The sequence below is a fragment of the Paraburkholderia sp. GAS82 genome, from assembly GCF_050436285.1.
Classification (GTDB): Bacteria; Pseudomonadota; Gammaproteobacteria; order Burkholderiales; family Burkholderiaceae; genus Paraburkholderia; species Paraburkholderia phenazinium_B.
Window position 1 is genome coordinate 380,238 of the sequence record NZ_JBNDLX010000009.1, and the last position, 21,691, is coordinate 401,928.

The 21,691-nt window shown below is 58.1% G+C and carries 20 protein-coding genes and 1 pseudogene; 11 read left to right on the forward strand and 10 right to left on the reverse strand.

Annotation, left to right across the window (positions count from 1 at the left end; all coding sequences use genetic code 11):
- Positions 1-73 precede the first annotated feature (73 nt).
- The 7 genes from P3T17_RS27770 (at position 74) to P3T17_RS27800 (ending at position 6,754) form a co-directional block, all read left to right on the forward strand.
- On the forward strand, positions 74-1,189 hold the full coding sequence (locus tag P3T17_RS27770; protein WP_429409640.1) for a branched-chain amino acid ABC transporter substrate-binding protein: 1,116 nt from the start codon (positions 74-76) through the stop codon (positions 1,187-1,189).
- Between the two features lie 85 nt (positions 1,190-1,274).
- On the forward strand, positions 1,275-2,192 hold the full coding sequence (locus tag P3T17_RS27775; RefSeq protein ID WP_429409641.1) for an ABC transporter permease subunit: 918 nt from the start codon (positions 1,275-1,277) through the stop codon (positions 2,190-2,192).
- Positions 2,193-2,206: 14 nt separating this feature from the next.
- Positions 2,207-3,478 (forward strand): high-affinity branched-chain amino acid ABC transporter permease LivM, encoded by a 1,272-nt coding sequence (livM, locus tag P3T17_RS27780; protein ID WP_429409643.1) that lies wholly within the window; start codon positions 2,207-2,209, stop codon positions 3,476-3,478.
- Positions 3,475-4,326, forward strand: coding sequence for an ABC transporter ATP-binding protein (locus tag P3T17_RS27785; protein WP_429409645.1), 852 nt, complete (start codon positions 3,475-3,477; stop codon positions 4,324-4,326). The genes livM and P3T17_RS27785 overlap by 4 nt, the downstream gene beginning before the upstream one ends.
- Positions 4,319-5,044 carry an ABC transporter ATP-binding protein gene (locus tag P3T17_RS27790; RefSeq protein WP_429409647.1) on the forward strand — a complete coding sequence of 242 codons (726 nt, stop codon included), beginning with the start codon at positions 4,319-4,321 and terminating at the stop codon, positions 5,042-5,044. Before P3T17_RS27785 ends, P3T17_RS27790 begins: the two co-directional genes overlap by 8 nt.
- 341 nt (positions 5,045-5,385) lie before the next feature.
- The gene (locus P3T17_RS27795) at positions 5,386-6,195 is read left to right on the forward strand and encodes an NAD(P)H-dependent oxidoreductase (RefSeq protein WP_429409648.1); all 810 of its coding nucleotides are present in this window, start codon (positions 5,386-5,388) and stop codon (positions 6,193-6,195) included.
- 85 nt (positions 6,196-6,280) lie between these two features.
- Complete coding sequence (locus P3T17_RS27800; protein WP_429409650.1) at positions 6,281-6,754, forward strand: VOC family protein; 474 nt, start codon at positions 6,281-6,283, stop codon at positions 6,752-6,754.
- Positions 6,755-6,828: 74 nt separating this feature from the next.
- On the opposite strand, the gene P3T17_RS27805 is transcribed toward P3T17_RS27800, so the two are convergent.
- From P3T17_RS27805 to P3T17_RS27835, 7 genes are all read right to left on the reverse strand, one after another.
- Entirely contained in the window at positions 6,829-8,307 is a 1,479-nt protein-coding gene (locus tag P3T17_RS27805) for an aldehyde dehydrogenase (protein WP_429409651.1), read from the reverse strand.
- 26 nt (positions 8,308-8,333) lie between these two features.
- Positions 8,334-9,158, reverse strand: coding sequence for an HpcH/HpaI aldolase/citrate lyase family protein (locus P3T17_RS27810; protein WP_429409652.1), 825 nt, complete (start codon positions 9,156-9,158; stop codon positions 8,334-8,336).
- A complete protein-coding gene (locus tag P3T17_RS27815) occupies positions 9,151-10,527 on the reverse strand; it encodes an MmgE/PrpD family protein (protein WP_429409653.1) in 1,377 nt (458 codons plus the stop codon). Before P3T17_RS27815 ends, P3T17_RS27810 begins: the two co-directional genes overlap by 8 nt.
- A 23-nt stretch (positions 10,528-10,550) precedes the next feature.
- Positions 10,551-11,729 carry a CaiB/BaiF CoA transferase family protein gene (locus P3T17_RS27820; protein WP_429409654.1) on the reverse strand — a complete coding sequence of 393 codons (1,179 nt, stop codon included), beginning with the start codon at positions 11,727-11,729 and terminating at the stop codon, positions 10,551-10,553.
- Positions 11,730-11,739: 10 nt separating this feature from the next.
- Complete coding sequence (locus P3T17_RS27825; RefSeq protein ID WP_429409655.1) at positions 11,740-12,900, reverse strand: acyl-CoA dehydrogenase family protein; 1,161 nt, start codon at positions 12,898-12,900, stop codon at positions 11,740-11,742.
- A 20-nt stretch (positions 12,901-12,920) separates the two neighbouring features.
- Positions 12,921-13,796 carry an FAS1-like dehydratase domain-containing protein gene (locus P3T17_RS27830; RefSeq protein ID WP_429409656.1) on the reverse strand — a complete coding sequence of 292 codons (876 nt, stop codon included), beginning with the start codon at positions 13,794-13,796 and terminating at the stop codon, positions 12,921-12,923.
- Positions 13,797-13,900: 104 nt separating this feature from the next.
- Positions 13,901-14,821 carry a LysR substrate-binding domain-containing protein gene (locus tag P3T17_RS27835; RefSeq protein ID WP_429409657.1) on the reverse strand — a complete coding sequence of 307 codons (921 nt, stop codon included), beginning with the start codon at positions 14,819-14,821 and terminating at the stop codon, positions 13,901-13,903.
- Between the two features lie 292 nt (positions 14,822-15,113).
- On the opposite strand from P3T17_RS27835, the gene pruA reads away from it, so the two are divergent.
- The 3 genes from pruA to P3T17_RS27850 all read left to right on the forward strand — a co-directional run bounded on the left by pruA (position 15,114) and on the right by P3T17_RS27850 (position 19,181).
- Entirely contained in the window at positions 15,114-16,667 is a 1,554-nt protein-coding gene (gene pruA, locus P3T17_RS27840; protein ID WP_429409658.1) for an L-glutamate gamma-semialdehyde dehydrogenase, read from the forward strand.
- A gap of 76 nt (positions 16,668-16,743) precedes the next feature.
- Positions 16,744-17,958, forward strand: a complete 1,215-nt coding sequence (locus P3T17_RS27845; protein WP_429409659.1) for a pyridoxal phosphate-dependent aminotransferase — start codon at positions 16,744-16,746, stop codon at positions 17,956-17,958.
- 59 nt (positions 17,959-18,017) lie between these two features.
- On the forward strand, positions 18,018-19,181 hold the full coding sequence (locus tag P3T17_RS27850) for an NAD(P)/FAD-dependent oxidoreductase (protein WP_429409661.1): 1,164 nt from the start codon (positions 18,018-18,020) through the stop codon (positions 19,179-19,181).
- An 18-nt stretch (positions 19,182-19,199) separates the two neighbouring features.
- Here the strand turns inward: P3T17_RS27850 and P3T17_RS27855 are convergent, their stop codons facing one another.
- From P3T17_RS27855 to P3T17_RS27865, 3 genes are all read right to left on the reverse strand, one after another.
- Complete coding sequence (locus tag P3T17_RS27855) at positions 19,200-19,964, reverse strand: helix-turn-helix domain-containing protein (RefSeq protein ID WP_429409663.1); 765 nt, start codon at positions 19,962-19,964, stop codon at positions 19,200-19,202.
- 127 nt (positions 19,965-20,091) lie between these two features.
- Complete coding sequence (locus P3T17_RS27860; protein ID WP_429409665.1) at positions 20,092-20,697, reverse strand: thiamine pyrophosphate-dependent enzyme; 606 nt, start codon at positions 20,695-20,697, stop codon at positions 20,092-20,094.
- An 8-nt stretch (positions 20,698-20,705) separates the two neighbouring features.
- Positions 20,706-21,221 (reverse strand): thiamine pyrophosphate-binding protein, encoded by a 516-nt coding sequence (locus tag P3T17_RS27865; protein WP_074266824.1) that lies wholly within the window; start codon positions 21,219-21,221, stop codon positions 20,706-20,708.
- Positions 21,222-21,530: 309 nt separating this feature from the next.
- Here P3T17_RS27865 and P3T17_RS27870 point away from each other — a divergent pair.
- A pseudogene (locus P3T17_RS27870) lies at positions 21,531-21,691 on the forward strand (electron transfer flavoprotein subunit beta/FixA family protein); the annotation flags it as partial.

Here is a 21,691-nt window from a genome sequence, read left to right on the forward strand (position 1 = left end):
CGCGAGGTAATACCCGGGAACGATAGCTGAGACCTGTTCGTTCCTGCATCGAAGCCTGCTCTTGGAGATGGTTATGAACGGCCGGAAAAGATTGGTTGGAATGGGTGCGGTACTGAGCATGGGCGGGCTGGCTTTGGCATGCTCGGCCGCCGCGGATGCAAGTGTTCTGGTGGGCGTGGCTGGCCCAATGACGGGCGAGTACGCCTCGGGGGGGGACCAGTTTCGCAAGGGCGCAGAGCAGGCGGTGAAAGACATCAACGCGTCGGGTGGTGTGCTAGGGCAGCAACTCGACCTGGTTGTGGGCGACGACGTGTGTGATCCCAAGCAGGCAGTTTCGGTTGCCAACAATTTTGTCAATCAGAAGGTGGCATTCATCGACGGTCACTGGTGTTCCAGTTCCACTTTGCCCGCGTCGGACGTCTACAACGACGCGCAGATCCCGCAGGTCACCGTCTCGACCAATCCGAAAATCACGGAACGCGGCATCAAGGGGATCTTTCGTATTACCGGCCGGGACGATCAGCAAGGGCAGGTTGCAGCCGACTATATCGCTGCGCATTTCAAGGGCAAGAAAATCGCGGTCATCGATGACAAGACCGCATACGGCGGCGGTCTGGCCGACGAGGTCGCCAAGGATCTCGCTGCAAAGCAGACGCCCGTTGTGCTGCGTGAGTCGATCACGGCCGGTGAAAAGGACTATTCAGGCCTTATCAGCAAACTGAAGGCGAATGGCGTTCAGATCCTTGCGTACGGCGGGTACTACCAGGAAGTCGCGCTGATTCTGCGGCAGGCGGCGCAGGCCGGGCTAAATCTGACGGTCCTGGGCGGCGATACGCTAACGAATAATGAACTGGTTACCGCAGCGGGGCCGGAAATCAACAAGGTCCTCTTTACGTTCCCGCCAGACCCGCGCAAGAGTGCGGCAGCCGCAAAGGTGGTGGCGACTTTCCGCGCGCAGAAGATCGAGCCGGAAGGCTACATGCTGTATTCGTACGCCGCCTTGCAGGTTTTCGCAGAGGCAGCTAAAAAGGCCAATTCCACGGACTATGCGGCGATCGTGAAGCAGCTTCACAACGGCTCCTTCAATACCGTAGTCGGACAAGTGGACTTCGATTCGAAAGGCGATCTCAAGAGTCCTGGCTATGTGGTCTATCGCTGGAACGGCAACAACTATGACTACGTGAAGTGACAAGTCCTGTCCCGTCTATGTAATACGGAAGAGGCGGTGCGTCTGTCCAGTGCTCCGCCTCCGAAGCAGATTCACCGGAGAGGACATGAGCCAGGCATTGCAACAATTTATTAATGGGCTGACCTTGGGCGCCATCTACGGCCTGATCGCGATCGGCTATACGATGGTCTACGGCATCATCGGCATGATCAACTTTGCGCATGGCGATGTTTATATGGTCAGCGCATTCATCGCCGTGACGTGTTTCACGCTTCTCGCGAGCGGCGGGATCTCGTCGGTGGTGGCGAGTATTGCCATTACATTGATCGTCTCGATTGCGCTAACCTCCGTATTCGGCTGGACCGTCGAACGGGTCGGGTATCGGCCGCTTCGAGGCTCCAATCGTCTCGCGCCGCTGATCTCGTCGATCGGAATTTCTATCTTTCTGCAGAACATGGTTCAGCTAACCCAGGGTGCGCGGGTCAAGTCGATCCCGCCGCTTGTGACGGGTGGTATGAATCTCTTCTCCAATGAGGGATTGCGCGGAACGTACGTCTCATATGTCCAGCTCCTCATCGTCATCGTGACGATTGTCCTGATGTCCGCCTTCACGTTGTTCATCAACAAGACGCCTTTCGGCAGGCAGCAGCGGGCGTGCGAACAGGATCAACGGATGATGCAGTTCCTCGGTTATAACGTCGACAGGATTATCGCCCTGACCTTCATGATCGGCGCTGCGCTCGCCGCCGTCGCTGGTGTCATGGTGACGATCTACTACGGGGTGATCGACTTCTCAATTGGCTTCCAGGCGGGTATCAAGGCCTTTACCGCTGCGGTTCTGGGCGGCATCGGCTCGATCCCTGGCGCGATGCTTGGCGGTCTGATCATCGGATTGATCGAAGCGTTCTGGGCGGCATATCTTTCTCCCGAATACAAGGATGTGGCAACGTTCGTCATCCTGATCATTGTTCTGATGTTCCGTCCTTCGGGCCTGCTTGGCCGGCCAGAGGTGGAGAAAGTCTGATGAGCCCGACAATCATGCAAAAAGTAGATCTGCAGTTTCGCATCAGGGATGCGCTTGGCGCCGCGTTGGTTGCCGGCCTCGTAGGTTTGCCGATGCTGGGACTGACGACGCGAGACGGAGCAAATGGCCTGCATGTCGAAACACGTTGGACACTGCTGACCGCCTTCATTCTGGTGGCCTTTGCCGGCCGCCTGATACTGCAGTGGATGCTGCAACGGTTCCGCTTACTGACAAAGCGGCGCCTGCGTGCAAGGCCCGCGCCTGAAATCACGGGTAATGGTGCGCTGGTTTGGGTCGGCGCGGCATGCGTGGCTTTCGCCGTGCTGTTGCCCGCATTGTTTGCAGGAAACCGCTACGTTGTCGATACGGCTACGACGGTACTCATTTACGTGATGCTGGGCTGGGGCCTGAATGTCGTCGTTGGACTGGCTGGTCTGCTGGATCTGGGCTACGTAGCGTTCTACGCGGTAGGCGCATACACCTACGGTCTTCTCTCGACGCATTTCGGCTTCGGCTTCTGGGAATCGCTACCCATCGCCGGTGGACTGGCCGCGGCATTCGGCATGCTGCTTGGCTATCCGACACTCAGACTTAGAGGCGACTATCTGGCGATCGTCACGCTCGGATTCGGCGAGATCATTCGGCTGCTGCTTGTGAACTGGGGTGATCTTACGGGCGGACCAAACGGCATTTCTTCGATTCCAAAGCCGACATTCTTTGGGCTTCCGATGCAGGCTTCCAGCGATGGTCCGACATTTGCGACCGTATTTGGTATCGAATACTCACCCGTTCAGAGGGTCATCTTTTTGTATTACCTGATCCTCGCACTCGCGTTACTGACAAACCTTCTCGTCTCAAGGCTAAGACGCCTGCCTGTGGGGCGCGCGTGGGAAGCGGTGCGCGAAGACGAAATTGCCTGCAAGGCCATGGGCATTAACGTGACGAACGTGAAACTGTCCGCATTCGCGACCGGTGCAATGCTGGCCGGATTCGCCGGCGTGTTCTTCGCGGCACGGCAGGGGTTTATCTCTCCGGAGAGCTTCACATTTTCGGAGTCGGCCACGATTCTTGCGATCGTGGTGCTGGGTGGCATGGGAAGCCAGTTGGGCGTCGTGCTCGCGGCCGCCTTGCTGGTGATCTTGCCTGAACTGGGGCGTGATTTCGCCGAGTACAGAATGTTGCTCTTCGGTATTGCCATGGTCTTTATCATGATCGTGCGGCCCGGCGGACTCATCAGCCATCGCCGTGCGACCGTCAGCGCTCCGGGCGTGGAGGTGAACCCATGAGCGGTTCCAATTCGTTGCTTGGCGTTGAGAATCTGACGATGCAGTTTGGCGGACTTCGTGCAATCGAGGACCTGTCCATGAGCGCGCGTGCAGGCGAGGTGACTGCAGTGATTGGGCCGAACGGCGCGGGAAAGACGACATTCTTTAACTGCCTGACCGGCTTTTATAAACCGACAAAAGGCTCCATCAAACTGCGCCATCCCTATCGCGGCGAACTTCGGCTCGATGCGATGACGAACGTGGACGTCGCGCGGGTCGGCCAGGTCGTCAGGACGTTTCAGAATATACGATTGTTTCCCCGTATGACGGTACTCGAAAACCTGATGATCGCTCAGCACAATGTCTTGCAGGAAGCGTCGAGATTCTCGATTGCCGGAGCGCTGAACTCAAGATCGTTTCGCCGCGCCAACGACAAGGCGATAGATAACGCCCTGACGTGGCTCGAGCGCCTAAGCGTCCGGGATATCGCCAACAAACCTGCCGGTGACATGCCGTATGGCGTACAGCGTCGCGTCGAAATCGCGCGCGCGATGTGCGCTGAACCGATTCTGCTTTGCCTTGATGAGCCAGCCGCCGGTCTCAATCCGCGCGAGTCGGGGGAACTCACGACGCTGTTGACCTCCCTCTCCAGGGATCAAGGTATCGGCATACTATTGATTGAACACGATATGAGCGTCGTCATGAAGGTTTCCGATCATATTGTCGTGCTCAATCACGGAAAGAAGATCGCAGAGGGGCCGCCTGCCGAGATCAAGACAAATTCCGAGGTGATCAGCGCGTATCTTGGGGAGGACGACGAGACCTCTTCACCCGATGGTTCATCGCAGGAGAAAACCGCTCATGCTTAAGCTTACCGGACTCAGTGCCCACTACGGCAGCGTCCAGGCGCTACGCGAGGTTACCCTGGACGTGAACACGGGCGAGATCGTTACGTTGATCGGTGCGAACGGCGCGGGCAAGTCCACGCTGATGAATACCATTTTCGGTTATCCCCGCGCCAGTGGCGGCACGGTCGAATTCGACGGACAGAATATTACGGACCTGCCTTCACATGCGGTCGGCAAGCTCGATATTGCGGTTGTGCCCGAAGGGCGTCGCATCTTTCAGCGGATGACTGTGCTTGAGAATCTCCTGATGGGCGATACGTCGTCCAATCGTAAGACTGCTGAGGACCTGGAACGGATCTACGAGATGTTTCCAATCCTGCGGAGCCGGATCTCGCAGCGTGCCGGTACGCTGTCTGGAGGCGAGCAGCAGATGCTTGCGATCGGTCGCGCATTGATGTCTCAACCGAGATTGCTGTTACTCGACGAACCGTCGCTGGGCCTCGCGCCGCTTTTCATCAAGAGGATCTTCTCTGTCATCAGGGAGTTGAACGAGCAGTTCGGTATGACGATTCTGCTCGTCGAACAGAACGCCCATCATGCATTGCGAGTGGCGCATCGAGGGTATGTTCTCCAGCATGGGCAGATTGCCCTCGAAGGGAGTGGTGCTGACTTGCTGGCCAGCCCGTCGGTCCGGGCAGCGTATCTCGAGGGCGATACGTCCCAACTCGATGCAGCGTGAACCGATGCGACTGGAAACCTGGCTTGTTTCGCCCTTTCTCCCGCTCTCAGTGGATGGGAGTTTTAGCAATTCTCCGCAACTTGAGTGTGGGAAGATCAAAAGATGAAATGGCGATTCGAACAAGGCTTATCAAGCCTTGACGGGCTGGATCACTATCAAAAATTGTGCAAAATTCCGCAGAAATTAGCCGAACCTCTTCAAGACCGGAATTTTGTAAACGTCCAGAATGCCAATAGACCTAATTGATCGCCGCTCCGGAACTGCATCCGAAGAAGGCACGAATTCAAGCGCAGGCCAGCGAGGCCAGAACGCTCAACGAACCGGTTTTATGGAGTTGCCGCATGAAAGTGCTCATCGTTTTCGCTCACCCCGAACCCAGGTCTTTCAACGGTGCGCTGAAAGACACGGCTGTCTCGACCCTGAAAGAGCAGGGCCATGAGGTTCAGGTAACGGACCTGTACCAACTGAAATGGCGGCCCGAGCTCGGCGTGGAAGATTTTGTGGGCGAACGTCTCAATACGGATTTCCTCGACCTTTCAGCGGAACAGGAGCACATGTTCGGAACCTCCACGAAGCCGACGCCGGATGTCTACGCCGAGCAACAGAAGGTGCTCTGGTCGGATCTGATCATTTTCCAGTATCCGATGTGGTGGTTCGGCATGCCCGCCATTCTGAAGGGCTGGGTGGACCGCGTGATGACGCGTGGTTTCGCCTACGCCACAGGCCGCAAGTACGAGACCGGCATGTTCAAGGGACGTAAGGCGATGGTTTCGACCACGACTGGAACGGCCGCGAGCCTCTACGAACCGGACGGCGTCGATGGAGACATCAATCACATTCTCTGGCCGATTCACAACGGCATTTTCAATTACCTTGGCTTCGAGGTGTTGCCGCCGCACGTATCGTGGATGCCTGGCCGCGTGAGTGCCGAGGAGCGGCAAGCCTACCTCGACTCCTATGCGGCACGATTGCGCACGCTTGAGGGCACGCAGCCGTTGTTTTTCCATCCCTTTGCAGACTTTGGTCCGGACCAACGTCTGAAGCCGGGCGTCGTGGCCCGTTCCGGTTTCCAATGGAACCCGTCGGTCGGCCAGTCGCATGACGATGCGGCAAAAACGTATACGCCGAAGAAGATTGCGAAGGCAGGTTGATACTGCAGCTGCTTCAGGTCGGGCCGCGGTAGCCTAGAAAGGTTCTGCGGCCCAGCGTCAAAACTGACCAGAGATGAGGTTCACGATGGAAAAGCTGCCGATTTTTCAGAAACTGCACCACGTCTGCATCGTGGTTCGCGATATCGAAAACGCTGTGAAGTATTACGAATCAATTGGCGTTGGTCCATGGGACGATTTTCCGCCGATGGATGCATACCAGTTGGACGGCTACGATCGTCCGGCTTTTCTGAAGATGCGCTACAAGTTTACGAATATCGATAACGCCCAACTGCAGCTTTGCCAGCCAGGAGACGGTGACACGCCGCAACGACGGTTCCTGGAAACGCGAGGCGAGGGCGTCTTTCATCTCGGCTTCTCTGTCGAGAGTTGCGACAAGGCCGAGGAACTTGCTGCGAACGCCGGGCTGGATGTGCTCTCGCGCGGACGTCTCGAAGATCGAAGTGGCTTCACGTACTTCAAGACGGTAAATGAAGGGGCTGGGGTTACGCTAGAGGTCCGGGCGCCGAGTACCAAGGCCGCTCAAGGCATCAAGTCCTGAGTTCAAGGCGCTTTCGCGAGCGTCTTACTGACATTCCAGATGGCCCCTTGGGAATACCACGGGGCCATCTGCCATTACCTCATCACGAACGGGTTCGCGGTCTTGACCCCGGTATTGATCCAGACGCTCTTCGTTTGCAGATACTCGCGGATCGCGTCGATGCCGTTCTCGCGGCCCAGTCCGGAATCCTTGTAGCCGCCAAAGGGCGACATGTAGCTCACCGCGCGATAGCTATTCACCCAGACCATGCCGGCCTGCAGTCTTTCTGCGACGCGAATGGACCGGCCAATATCTTTCGTCCAGACACCCGAGCCAAGTCCGAAGCGCACGTCATTGGCCATTGCAACCGCCTCGTCTTCATCCTTGAACCTGATGATCGAGAGGATGGGGCCAAAGACCTCTTCCTGCGCGATTCGCATCCTGTTGCTAACGTCGCCGAAGATCGTGGGTTCGACGAACCAGCCATTGCCACATTCGGGGGCGCTGCCGGGCTTTCCGCCTAGCAGCAACGTCGCGCCTTCCTGTGTTGCGGTTTCGATGTAGGACAGGACCTTGCGGTACTGCGGGCGGGTCGTGATCGGTCCGACCTGCGTGTCCATACTCGACGGATCGCCCATTTTCGCGGACCTTGCCAGCGTCAGAAGTTTGTCGACAAACGTGTCGTAGATGCTTTCTTGCAACAACAGGCGCGAACCGGCAATACAGGTCTGCCCAGTCGCAGCAAAGATGCCTGAAACCGCGCCATTCACCGCGTCTTCCAGATCTGCATCTTCGAAAACGATATTGGGCGACTTGCCACCCAGTTCGAGACTCACGTGTTTGAACTGACGGGCTGCCGCCTCGTTGATTGCCCGGCCGGTGGAGTCTGCACCGGTGAAGGTAATCTTCTTGACCAGCGGGTGTTCTACCAGAGGAGAGCCGACGTCTGCACCGAAGCCTGTGACAACGTTCACTACGCCCGGCGGAAAGCCGGCCTCAGTGAACAGCTTCGCAAACTCGATGGTGGATGCAGAAGTGAACTCGGATGGCTTGATTACCACCGTGCAACCCGCGGCCAGCGCGGGTGCAATTTTCCATGTGGCGAGCAACAACGGCGAGTTCCAGGGCGTAATGGCGGCGACGACACCCAGAGGCTCGTTGCGGGTGTAGTTGAAGTAGCCTTTCTTGTCGAGCGGAACCACGGCGCCCTGAATCTTGTCCGCCAGGCCGCCAAAGTAGTAGTACCATTGCGGCAAATACTGGCACTGGCCCAGCATTTCAGCCATCAGCTTGCCGTTGTCACGAACTTCCAGCTCGGCAAGCCGCTTTGCGTCACGTGCGATCAGGTCTCCTACCCGATGAAGCAACAGACCTCGCTGGCTTGGCGACATCTGTGACCATGGTCCTGCGCTGAAGGCGGCATGCGCCGCCTGCACAGCCCGATCGACGTCTGTCGTGTTGCCTTTCGCAATCTGTGCCCACGTTTCGCCGGTGAAGGGGTTCTCGGTGTCGAACCATTCGCCCGAAGCCGGCGCGCAGGATTCGCCGTTGATAAACATCTCAAACTGTTGCATGACTTTCGTCTCCCTTTGATGTTGACTCATTCGCCAAGGCGCCGACGCTGGGACTCTGCAAGAATTTCCTGGGCCTTCAAGATGACCGGCCGGTCGACCATGCGGCCGTCCACCGCGACAGCCGCTCCGTGAGATGCGGCGGCGCCTTCTACAACCCGCTGTGCCCACTCGACGTCCTTCTCGCCTGGGATGAATGCAGCGTTGACTGCCGCCACCTGCTTCGGATGAATGCAAAGCTTGGCGCCGAAGCCTAGCCGCTTTGCACGGACGGTGTCGCGCGTGATCTGCTCGGTATCGTCCAGCGTGGTACTGACGCCATCTACCGGCGAAAGCAGATTGCCAATGCGCGAAGCGAGGACGATCTGTGAGCGGAAGTACAGGAGCTGCTCATCGTCCCCGTCGATGCCGAGGTCAAGCTGGAAATCCACATTGCCGAAGACGAGCCGTGTAGTCAGCCGGTGCTGGGCGATCGCGACCACATTGCGGAAGCCTTGGGCGGTTTCGATCATCGGCAGGATGTCGGTCGGCTTGCCGGCGAACTCGCAGAGGAAAATGTCGTCGATGCGTTCGGTCTTGGGCAGCATGACAGCGGCCACGGATGGCGCACGGCATACCGCGATGTCGTCGCGAAACCATTCGCTGTTCACGTCATTCACCCGCACGGCGACCGGCGTGCTGTTGGTGGACAGCCACTCGGCAAGGGCGGCCCGCGCAATCTTTTTTTCGGCGGGAGGTACGGCATCTTCCAGATCGATCACCACAACGTCGACGCCCGACGCCGCAGCTTTAGCAAACCGGTCGGGCCGGTTGCCGGGAACGAAGAGATAGGACCGGGGTGCGAGCTCAGCCATGATGAACCTCCAATATCGATTCGGGGAGCAGTTGGGGTACGACGGGGGCATCGGTAATTGCCCATACCGAGGCGATGGAGTGCTTGAGTTCGTCTTCAGTGGCTGCCTTGCCATACAGCCCAAGCGTGATCGTTTTGTGTTCGAGTTCGGCGCGCGTGAGCGTGTTGCCCGGATCCCCCTTGGGGTCATCCACCCGACCTTTGTAAGTGCGTCCATCCTTGGTCCGCACGGTGACCTTGCCGATCCAGCGCGACGGATAAGCCGTATCGACCTCGACGTCGAGCACCATCGAAACTTTCTTGCGGAAGTGCGCGATCCTGCTTTCCCTATAGTGGGCGTCGAACTCACGTACGCCCGCGTGGCCGAACTCCGCAGCGATGGCTAGTACCGTGCCCATGGAGAACTTCGCCTGATGAACCGTCTGCGGATCCGTCACCGGCCCGAGGACGTCGATTGCGGCCTGGTGAACATGAGTTACCACCGTCTCTATGTCGTCAGGTGCAATCTGTTCGCGCTTGATAACCTGCAGCAAAGCATCGGCCGCCGGATGGGTGTGCCGGCAGGAGGCGTGGTACTTGAACGATGTTTCACTCAAGGCCCAGCGCGTTCCGAGCGAGTCGACGAGCTTGTCCGGATGCGTTTGCGTGGACATGCCGGCTCCCATACCCTTGGTGCCCTCGAAGATATCTTTCGCACCGGTGAAGCCGTCGGCCGCCAGGTAGGCCGCGAGAAGACCATTTGCTGCGGCCTTGGCCGTATGCAGTTGCTTGGAGTCCGCGGCGTCTTTCAGGAATTCCCACAGCCCGGCTGCCTGGGTACCAGCGGACCCAAACGCATTCATCATCTGTTCGCGGCTCAGCCGCAAAAGCCTGCCGACCGCAGCCGCGGCTGCGATCGTTCCGACCGTACCGGTGGTATGAAAAATCTTGTAGTGCGATCGACCGAGGAATTCACCGACGCGGATACCCACTTCATAGCCCGCGACGGATGCCGCAACGAACTCTTTGCCGCTTCTCCCGAGTGCTTGAGCGGCAGCCAATGCCGCGGGGAAAACGACGGTTGCCGGGTGCAGGACCGAGCTGTTGTGCAGATCGTCCTGTTCAGCGAAGTGCGATGCAGCGGCATTGATCATTGCCGCAAAGAACGGGCTGCTCGTTCGGCGGGAGATCAATACTTCGCAGCAACCGGACTGCGGACCAAAGTTCAATGCGAGTTTCTGGATCGTTTCAACGGGACGCGCTCCCCGGCCGGCCAATGCTGATCCGAACCAGTCAAGGAAGAGGTCTTCCGTCCGTGCTACCACGTCTCGGGGGATCTGTTCAAACTCGAGATTGGCCGCAAACGAAGCAAGAATCTGTGTGTTGCTCATAACAGGCTTACCTTAACTGGAGGTTATACGACGGCCGCGTCACGAAGTTCGCGGATGGCATCGGTCGAAAAACCCAACTCATTCAGCAGGGCTTCGGTGTGTTGGCCCAATGCGGGGACGGGGTCGAGGCGGACATCGGCTGCCGTAACTACGCCTGGCGGCAGCAACGAAGGAATGGAACCGGCCGGGGAGTCGATGTTCACCCAGCGATTGCGTTCTTTAAGCTGCGGATGCGCCCACACATCGGACATGTCGTTCATCCGGGCGTTGGCAATCTGCGCGTGATCCAGCCTGCGGATGACTTCTTCCGAGGTCAATTTGCTGAATGCGGTGACGATGATGTCGCGCAGTGCTTCGCGCGCCGCTACCCGTTTCGAATTGGAACTGAAGCGCGGATCGGTAGCCAGCTCAGGTGCGAGCAGAACCTTTGCGCAGAAGACACTCCACTCCCGCTCGTTCTGCAACCCCAGCATGACGGTTTTCGCGTCCCCGGCAGGGAACGGCCCATAGGGATAGATGGTTGCGTGAGCGGCTCCGGCGCGAGGTGGCGGCGATGCGCCATCGAACGCGTAGTAAAGGGGATACGTCATCCACTCCACCATGCTCTCGAGCATCGAGACGTCGATTTCCCTTCCCACGCCCGTCTTCGAGCGTTGCAGAAGCGCGGAGAGGATGTTGGTATACGCGTACATTCCCGCGGCGATATCGGCGATGGAACAGCCGGCCTTTGCGGGCGAGGCCGGGCCGCCGGTAATCGAGAGAAAACCGGACTCGCTCTGGATCAGCAGATCGTAGGCTTTCTTGTCGCGATACGGACCGTCGGACCCGTAACCCGAGATGTTGCAGACAATCAAACGGGGATACTTCTCACGCAACGCTTCGTAGGACAGACCCAGGCGAGCTGCAGCGCCGGGCGCCAGGTTCTGCACGAGCACGTCGGTATCTTCGAGCAAGCGCTCCAAGATACCCTGCGCCTGCGGAGCCTTGACGTCTAGCGTGAGGCTCTCCTTCGAGCGGTTGCACCATACGAAGTGCGAGGCCATGCCGTGCACCCGCTCGTCGTAGGCGCGCGCGAAGTCACCTGTACCGGGGCGCTCGATCTTGATTACTCGTGCGCCGAGATCGGCAAGTTGACGCGTGCAAAACGGTGCTGCAATCGCGTGTTCGAGGGTGATCACCTTCACGCCGTCCAGCGGTTTCATGCCCGGCCCCTTAGAAAGAACGTGGCAGCCCAAGCAAATGCTCGGCTACGTACGAAAGAATGAGATTGGTCGAGATCGGCGCGACCTGATAAAGACGTGTTTCGCGGAACTTGCGTTCCACGTCGTATTCGTTTGCGAAGCCGAAGCCACCGTGGAACTGCAGACACGCGTTGGCGGCTTCCCAGGAAGCGTCAGCGGCCAGCAGTTTTGCCATGTTGGCTTGCGCGCCGGCGGGTTGTTTCGCGTCGAAAAGCTCGCAGGCCTTATAGCGCATCAGGCTCGCCGCTTCGACGTTGACGTGCGCGCGTGCGATCGGAAACTGCACGCCTTGGTTCTGTCCAATCGGACGCCCGAAGACCACCCGCTCCTTGACGTACTTGCAAACCTTGTCGAGAAACCAGTAGCCGTCGCCGATACACTCGGCAGCAATCAGCGTGCGCTCGGCATTCAGGCCGTCAAGGATGTACTTGAAGCCTTTGCCTTCTTCTCCAATCAGGTTTTCGGCCGGGATCTCGAGGTTGTCGAAAAAGAGTTCGTTAGTCTCGTGATTCACCATGTTCGGGATCGGGCGAACCGTCATGCCTTGCTTGACCGCCTGATGCAGGTCGACGAGGAATATCGACATGCCCTCAGATTTTTTTGCCACCTGAGTGATCGGTGTGGTCCGTGCGAGCAGGATCATCAGATCGGAGTGTTGAATCCGTGAGATCCACACCTTCTGACCGTTGACGACATACCGGTCACCCTTGCGAACGGCGGTCGTCTTGAGACTGGTGGTGTCGGTGCCGGTGGTCGGTTCGGTCACGCCCATCGATTGAAGCCGCAACTTTCCGCTCGCGATTTCCGGCAGGTAGCGGGCCTTTTGCTCGGCGGAACCGTGTCTGAGCAGTGTCCCCATGTTGTACATCTGCCCGTGACACGCGCCGGAATTGCCGCCGCTGCGGTTGATTTCTTCCATGATCACCGACGCCTCGGTCAGCCCGAGTCCGGAGCCGCCATATTCCTGCGGAATCAGGGCTGCCAACCAACCCGCGTCGGTAAGAGCCTGCACAAAGGTCTCGGGATAGGCGCGCTCTTCATCGACCTTGCGGAAATACTCGGCCGGGAAGTTTGAACACAGATCGCGAATCGCTTCGCGGATGTCCTGATAGGGGTCAACGTTAGCCAACACTTGTCTCTACTCCTTTGGGTTCATTTTTGAAATGCACTTGCGGGTACCGTGAGCGTTACCGCCGCATCGACGCACAACACTTCTTCGGAATTGGCCGCCCAAAGCCTCACCTCGTTCGATCCTGCCGCGCGGGCGGCGTATAGATGAAAGGGGGCATCGTCAAAGAGCGGGTTGACCGCCTTGAAGGAAAACGAAGCGATCGACTCGCCCGGAAGGCTGCGTCGGACGAGATCGGCCAGCAAGGTCGCAGTCAGCGGCCCATGCACGACCAGCGCGGGATAGCCTTCCTGTTCCTGAGCGTAGGACCGGTCGTAGTGAATACGATGTCCGTTGAAGGTATCGGCGGAGTAACGAAACAGGAGGACCGGGTCTGGCACGATCTCCCGCTTCCATGTGAACCCTTCGGGCGCAATTGGACCGTTCGCCGGGCTATACGCAGTCGTCGCGGACTCGCGATACACGACGTCTTGGTCCTCCGAAAGCAGCGGACCTTCCGCGTCTTCCAGTTCATGACGCAGACGCACAAACACGAGCTTTCCGGTGCGTCCTTCCTTGGCGGCGACATCGACAATCTGCGAGGTTCTGGTGACGAGGCTACCGACCAGGAGCGGCCGCTCGAACCGGACCCGGCTGCCTGCCCACATACGGCGGGGTAGCGGCACTGGCGGCAGGAATCCACCGCGTTTGGGATGACCGTCCACCCCAACCTGTGGTTGCGAAACGATATGAGGAAAGAGTGCCCAGTGCCAAAGCGGAGGCAACGGAGAGCCGGCATGCGGCGCGTCCTCATAGCCTAGCGTAGCCGCGAGTTGCTGCGCAAGACGAGGGGATACGAGTTCCTGCTCAGCCTGGGTTCGGCCGATCCACGTGCGCAGATAATTGAGTTCGGTAGTCATGAGGGCATCGAATAGCGTCGTTCACGCTAGATTGACGCACCGGCCTGTTGACTACAATTTGTGTCTGGAGAAGAGGGCTTTAAACGCAGACTAACTGCCGCCGCTTAGGCCGGCTGAGGCTCGCACTCGCTTTTGCACTTCTGGGTGAGCAGGTCGACAAGTTCCCGCGCGAAAGATGGCAGCAGATCGAGGCTGCGCACGCAGATCAGCAGATTGCGCGTCGCCCAGGCATCCTCGATTTCAACCAGCCGGATGTTCATGGTTTTGACGTGCCTTATCGCTGACGAACGAGGCAGCACGCCTATCCCGACGTTGGCTTCGATCATTCGGCACAGGGCCTCGAAGTTGCCCACTTCGATCCGCACCTGAAGCTTCTTGTGCATATCGTGCGCGACGCGGTTCAGAAAGGTATGAATCGCGCTTGCTTCAGGCATCCCCACGAAGTCGAACTCCGTTGCTTCCTCAAAGGGAATAGACGTTTTACCCGCTAAAGGGTGTGATTCCGACACCGCCAGTATGAGCCGGTCCGAGCGATAGGGCATGATTTCCAGCGATTCGGGCCTGACATTGCCTGCCACGATGCCGACGTCCGCTGTGCCTTCGCTCACCGCGCGCACCACGTCATGACTCAATCGTTCGCGAAGCTCGACGTTCACGTCCGGATGCTCGGCGAGAAAGTTTCGCAGGTCGTTAGGAAGGAATTCCGTGGTGGCCGTGGTGTTCGCGAAGATCCTCACGTGGCCTTTGATACCGCGTGCGTACTCTTGCATGTCGCCGCGCAACTGCTCGAGTTGTGACAGGACAACCCGCGCATGGTGAAGGAATGCCTGGCCCGGTGGCGTGAGTGTCACCCCCTGGCTAGTCCGATACAGTAGTTTCGCCCCCATACTTTCTTCAAGATTCTTGATCCGGGTGCTCGCTGCGGGTACGGACATATGAAAGCGCTCGGCGCCACGCGTCAAGCTATCCGTCTCGGCGATACATGTGATGAGACGAAGATCAACGAGATCGAAATGCATGGTCATGATACGTGCTCCGAATGAAGTGACGCGCCGTTGATCCAGTGTAGCAAATAGCAGAAATCCGCAAATCGGTATTTGCGATATTTTTCACACGTTTTGTCCGTGCCTCTATGTTATCGGTCTATTGAAGAACAACGGAGACGGAGCGATGGCTATGACTATGCAGAATTCCGCACAAATTGGTGGAGCCGGATCAAGACCGGAAAGTTTTCGCGCCGGACAATCGGTTCACGGAAGCATGCCGTGCTCATCAGGGCGGCAGAGCAGCCCAAACCAATTCAATCTGGAGAAAGCGATGCTGATTGCACCGTTCAAGAGCGAGCCATTTGATTTGTTCGACACCGAAAGTGCCAAAGCCGATATGCAGCAGGCCCTGAAAAGAGTGCGTTCTGAATTTGGCCGGACCTATCCGCTTCTGATCAACGGTGAGCGTGTGCAGACCGAAGCGAAGCTCGTCTCGACAAATCCGTCGAATCCGGAAGAGATCGTCGGCTACACCGCCAAGGCGACGACGCGGCATGCGGATGACGCACTCGAAGCTGCGTGGGCCGCGTTCGAATCGTGGAAGCGCTGGAGCCAGGAAGATCGCTCCCGTCTTATGTTGAAGGCTGCAGCAATCATGCGCAGACGCAAGCGTGAGCTCGAGGCATGGCTGGTCTATGAGATCGGCAAGAACTACGTCGAAGCAAGCGCCGAAGTCGCGGAAATGATCGACTTCACCGAGTACTACGCGCGTCAGGCAGTCAAGCACGTGGGCGGCCTGGGGGCACTGATTGACTATCCCGGTGAAGAGAACGAGAGCTTCTACATTCCGCTGGGGGTAGGTGTAACGATTTCGCCCTGGAATTTCCCGATGGCGCTAATGACCGGCATGACGGTCGGCGCGATCGTGGTGGGTAACACGGTGGTTTGCAAGCCGGCGGAAGACACGATTGTTTCGCTGGCCAAGATCTTCGACATCTTCACGGAAGCAGGCCTGCCGCCGGGCGTGGTGAATTACCTGCCTGGAACTGGACGGGAGATCGGTTCCTATCTGGTTGCTCATCCAAAGACGCGCTTTATCAACTTCACAGGCTCGCTCGCGACTGGGGCCCAGATCAACGAGTCCGCTGCGAAGCTCGCGGAAGGCCAGAAATGGTTCAAGCGCGTTTTCCTCGAGTTGGGTGGCAAGGACGCCATTCTGGTCGACGAGACAGCCAATCTCGACGACGCGGCGACGGGTGTCATTCAGGCGGCGTTCGGTTATTCAGGCCAGAAGTGTTCCGCCTGCTCGCGTTTGATCGTAGTGGATTCGGTCTACGACGCATTGCTTGAGAAGGTCGTTGCAAAGGCGAAAGAACTGGTTGTCGGCGAAGCCAGGGACAATCCCAGTTTCGGTCCGGTCTGCAACGAACTGCAGTACAAGAAGGTGCTGTCGTACATCGATATCGGCCACACGGAGGGCAAGCTGTTAACGGGTGGCAAGGCCGTAGAGAATGCCGCTGGTTATCTGATTGAGCCCACTATCTTTGGCGACGTGTCTCCTCGCGCGCGCATCGCACAGGAAGAAGTATTTGGCCCATTCGTCGCTGCGATTCGCGTCAAGGATTTCGAGGAAGGTCTGGCTGTTGTCAATGACACGGTCTATGGCCTGACGGGGGCGCTCTTCTCGAATGACCGAAGCCGCATCGAACGGGCGCGTCGCGACTTCCACGTGGGCAACCTGTACTTCAATCGCAAATGTACGGGCGCGCTTGTCGGTGTTCAGCCATTCGGCGGCTTCAACCTCACGGGCACCGATACCAAGACGGGTGGTCCTGATTATCTTCTGCAGTTCTTGCAAATGAAGGCCGTGGCCGAGCGTCTTTAAGCACGCATGTCGTTTGGGGCTGCCTTTGGGCGGCCCTGGCGCGAATCAGCTTTTCCAAATGAACGGGACAAATAGAATGGGCTTCATTGCAGACCGCATTGGCCAGATCGCCCCTGCGCAGACAATGGCAATGGCGGCAAAGGCGGCAGAACTGCGCCGGGACGGGAAGAATGTCATTTCCCTGTCGCAAGGCGAACCCGATTTTCATACGCCCGAAAATATCCAGGCTGCCGCGATTCGTGCGATGCGCGAAGGCAAGACGCGTTACACCGAGGCCGCGGGCATCCGCGAGTTGCGCGAGGCGATTGTCGCGAAGCTCAAGCGTGACAATGGCGTCGATTATCCCGTGGACGGTGTCAGCGTCGCCGTGGGCGCGAAGCAGGCAATTTTCGCGGCCTTTTTCGCAACGCTCAATGCAGGTGACGAAGTCATCGTGCCGGCGCCATGCTGGGTGTCCTATCCCGAGATCGTCAAAATGGCGACCGGGACGCCTATTGTTGTACCGTGCGATGAGGCCGCAGGGTTCAAGCTGACCGCAGCTCAACTGGAGGCGTCGATCACGCCTCGTACCAAGTGGCTGATGCTGAATTCGCCATCGAATCCGACCGGCGCGGTTTACTCGGCCGATGAACTCCGCAACATCGCAGAAGTATTGCATCGACATCCCCATGTGTGGGTATTGTCTGACGACATCTACGAAAAGCTCATCTACACCGGAAGTCCGTTCGTCAATATCCTGAACGTCGCGCCGGAGTTGCAGGAGCGGACGCTCATCATCAACGGCGTGTCCAAGATGTACTCGATGACAGGCTGGCGGATTGGCTATTCCGCTGGACCGTCGGCGCTCATCCGCGCCATGAATCTGGTGCAAGGCCAGATTGTGACCAGTGCGTCTTCGGTGTCGCAGTACGCTGCGATCGAAGCGCTCAATGGTGATCAGACTTTCGTCGAGACATCGCGACTGGCTTTTGACGAACGCCGGAAGGTCGTCGTCAATGCGCTGGACGGCATACCGGGACTCCACAGTAATCAGCCGGAAGGCGCGTTTTATGTATTCGTCGGCTGCCATGGTGTCATGGGGAGCCGCACGCCGAATGGCACGCTTCTGGAAAGCGACCAGGACTTCGTCATGTACCTGCTGGAAGAGGCAAACGTAGCCGTGGTTTCGGGCTCCGGCTTTCTGCTCTCGCCTTACTTCCGGCTTTCTTATGCTGCGTCACTTGACGATCTGAACGAAGCGCTCGGCCGCATTCGCGCCGCATGTCAAAACCTGGCGACCGTGTCTGTTTGATTGTCAGTTATCCATATTGTTGTGGCTCTCGAGAGCCTATGAGTCTTCCAAGGTAGATCATGAGCGAAAGAATTGTCATCACCGGCGGGGGGGCGATCGGTTGTTCAATAGCGTATTTCCTGAGCCTCCAAAAGACAGAGAGCCGCGAGATCTGGGTGATCGAAAAGGATCCGACTTATCAGATCGCTTCATCGTCGCTCTCGGCAAGTTCGATCAGGCAGCAGTTTTCAACGCCCATCTGCATCCAGCTATCGCAGTTCGGCTATGATTTTCTTTCTTTCTGCGAGCGGGAGAAGGTGCGGTATGGCGCTGGCGTCGACCTGGTGGATTGCGGATACCTGTTCGTGGGCAACTCGCAGCAAGAGAGCGTGCTGCGTCGGCGGAGCGCTCTTGCCCGATCGCTCGGGGTGGAGCTGCAGGAGCATTCAGTCGAGGCGTTGCAGCGCCGCTACCCGTGGATGTATGTCAGCGATCTGGCCTATAGTGTCGAAGGTCTTGCAGGCGAGGGCTGGTTCGACGGATATAGCGTCATGCAGTGGTTCAGAAACCGTGCGCGTGAAGCGGGCGTCCATTTCGTCACGGGTGAAGCGGTGCGCTACCGTACACGCGGAAACCGGGTGACCCATGTCGAACTGACGGACGGGCGGGAAATCGCCGGGGACGCGTTCGTGAATGCCAGCGGCGCGTGGTGCGCACCGCTTGCACAAAGCATCGGCGTGGATCTGCCGGTTCGGCCGCGACGGCGTTCGGCTTTTGTCGTGTCATGTCCGACGGAGATTCCGGATATGCCAATCCTCATCGACACCTCGGGAGTGTATCTGCGTAGGGAGCAGAAGCATTTCCTCTGTATCGTTTCGCCGTCGGCGGAGACGGATCTGGACCACCTGCCACTCGACGTGCAGTTTTCCGAATTTGACGAGATCATCTGGCCGGCCTTGGCAGGGCGTATCCCGGCGTTCGAGGCCTTACGGGTGGAACACGCCTGGGCTGGCTACTACGAATACAACATTCTCGACCAGAATGGCATCGTCGGGCAGTCGGGTGCGGAAAACTCTTTCGTGGCGGCCGGTTTCAGCGGCCATGGCATGATGCACAGCCCAGGGGTTGGTCGAGCTGTTGCCGAACTGTTGAGCTTTGGCGAGTTTAAAACACTGGATCTCTCGCCGCTGTCGCCGTCACGGTTCACCAAGGGTGAACTGGTGATCGAGGAAGGTGTTTACTAGGGCCCGGCAGGCGAAGCATTAGTGAGGATGCAGACCACGCCCTCGTGCATTTCGGTACTGTCGGGGCGTGAGGTGCGTGGCAGATTTGAATTGACGCGTGAACGCGCTATGGTCCGCGTAGCCGCATTCGGTCGCGATTTCCGTAATGCTGTTGTCAGTCGTTTCCAGCAGCTTGCATGCGTGGTCGATCCGCAATTTCATCAGCAGTTGCTTGGGCGTCAGATGAAACACTTCGCGGGTTAGACGTTCCAGCGTATCGACAGAGATGGAGACTTGCTCCGCCGCCTCGGTAACCAGGATGTTCTGTCCAAGGTTCTGTTCCAGATAGTCCAGATATGCGAGCAGGCGGCGGTAGCCGTGATGACGTTCATCAGGGCGAGGCAGATCTCGCGATATGCCGATCAGTCCAATGGCCAGTCCGTCTTCGGCGAGCACAGGAAACTTCGAACTCAGGCACCAGTATCGATGACCCAATCCGGAGGAATAGAGCCGCAGCCGGTCTACGATGGGCGACCGGGTTTCGATAATGTTCAGATCTTGCGCATTGGTACTGGCGCCGGTCACCGGAAATAGCTGATCGGCTGTCTTGCCGATCACGTCGTCGCGCGCCAGCCCGCTTCGAGCGATGAGCGTTTGATTGACGGACAGGTAGCGTGCCTGCGCGTCCTTGATGTAGTACAGCACGTCTGGAAAGCAGTCAAAGACGCGCTCGAGCATCTCGGGCTGCCGGTCCAACTGTCGAACGACTTCCACCAACATATCGGAATCAGCCTTGGTGGGCATAGAGGGATCAGTGTGAAGTCACAATGATCGCGATTGTACAGGGCGTGAAATCGGTCTTGATGCAGTGAGGCGGTGGGCGGCTGTTGCCGCGCCACCGCCATGACGTTGGGACTTTCCAGCCGTTCGCTTATTGGCTCGCGTGGGCCTTGGCGCCAAGCAACGCTTCGCGGAAGCGGCTGCGCAGATAAGGACCGTCGCGAGGCGGCAGGGAGGTAGGTTCGGGATCCGTTCCGACCTTCACCGTGGCGAGCACTGGACCGGTAGCATTGAGAATCACATCGACATATTCGTCGAGTTCGCTTTCGGCGTAGATTGTCGCCGCCTTTTCGAAGCCAGCCGCGCGTGCGATTGCCGTGATGTCCACACCGCGGCCTGCATGGGCCAGCTGCATTCCCGTTTCCGCGTAGTGCTCGTTATCGATCACGACAATCGATAGATTGGCGGGCTTATCGACGCCCACCGTTGCTAGCGATCCAAGTCCCATCATCATTTCGCCGTCGCCAACAAACACGATGACGCGTTTTTCAGGCTGTGCAAGCGCAATGCCGAGGCCGAAGGTGACGGCTCCGCCCATTGCACCCCACAGGTAGAAATTTTGAGCCGTGTCGCCGGCGGCGGCCACATCGAAGGTGGGGTTGCCAAGGCTGGTTACTGCCAGAACGTCCTGCTGGCGATCGCGGAGAATCCGCTTAACCGTCAGTCGACGGTTCAGGGGCGTCGTCTGCTGAGTCATCTTAGTACTCACTTGTTAAAGTTTTTGGTGCCGATCACGCGCTGTCCGATCAGAACAGCAACCATCCGGGAGGTGTTGTACCCAAAATTCAACGCGGCACGCACCGTTTCAGGGACTTCGGCGGCATCATCCGCACGGTAGACATAGACGCCCGCCGATTCGAGGGCTTCCTGGGTGGATTTGCCCATGGCGACCTGCCAGGGATTGAATTCTCCCCATTCTCCGCGCATCGTCACCAGCATCACGATGGGCATGCGGCACTCATGTTGCAGTGAAAGCATGTTGATGCAGTTGCCCACGCCGCTTGACTGCAGCAGCAATACGCCGCGCTGGCCGCCGACCCATGCGCCGCCCATCATGGCCACGCCCTCTTCCTCGGTGGTCAGGGAAACCGCGTGAATTTCGGCGTCTGCCTCGCAGAGCTCGATTAGGCGTTTGTGCCCCGCATCGGGCACGTATGCCACTTGCCGCACATCAGCGGCTTTGAAGTGCTCAAAGATTGTTTCCGGCCAGTTGACTGACATGGTGACGAGTATTGATAAGTTGAATGAAAACGGATAGCCGTCGCGCCAAGCAAGGCTGATTTATTGCCATGCTTTGATGATTGATAGCGTGCATCAGCAAAAGTCGCTGCTCAATTACTGATTGCGGAAGACGCGATTAGGCTGGGGTTAACGGATCGGCCGGGATGGATCGGTCGTACAGAATTTCCGTGCTGCCGGGTGTCTGGTGTCTGGTATTCGAGGGTCTGAAATGCGGTGTTCCACAATGCCGAATTCCAACCGTTGGTTTGATTGCTCACACTAGCGTGCAAGCTGATCGGAGAAGGAACCATGAAAATCGTTGTGCCAGTCAAGAGAGTGGTCGACTACAACGTGAAAGTCCGGGTGAAATCGGACGGCACGGGCGTCGACATTGCGAATGTAAAGATGTCGATGAATCCGTTCGACGAGATCGCCGTGGAAGAGGCGGTGCGTCTGCGGGAAGCGGGCGT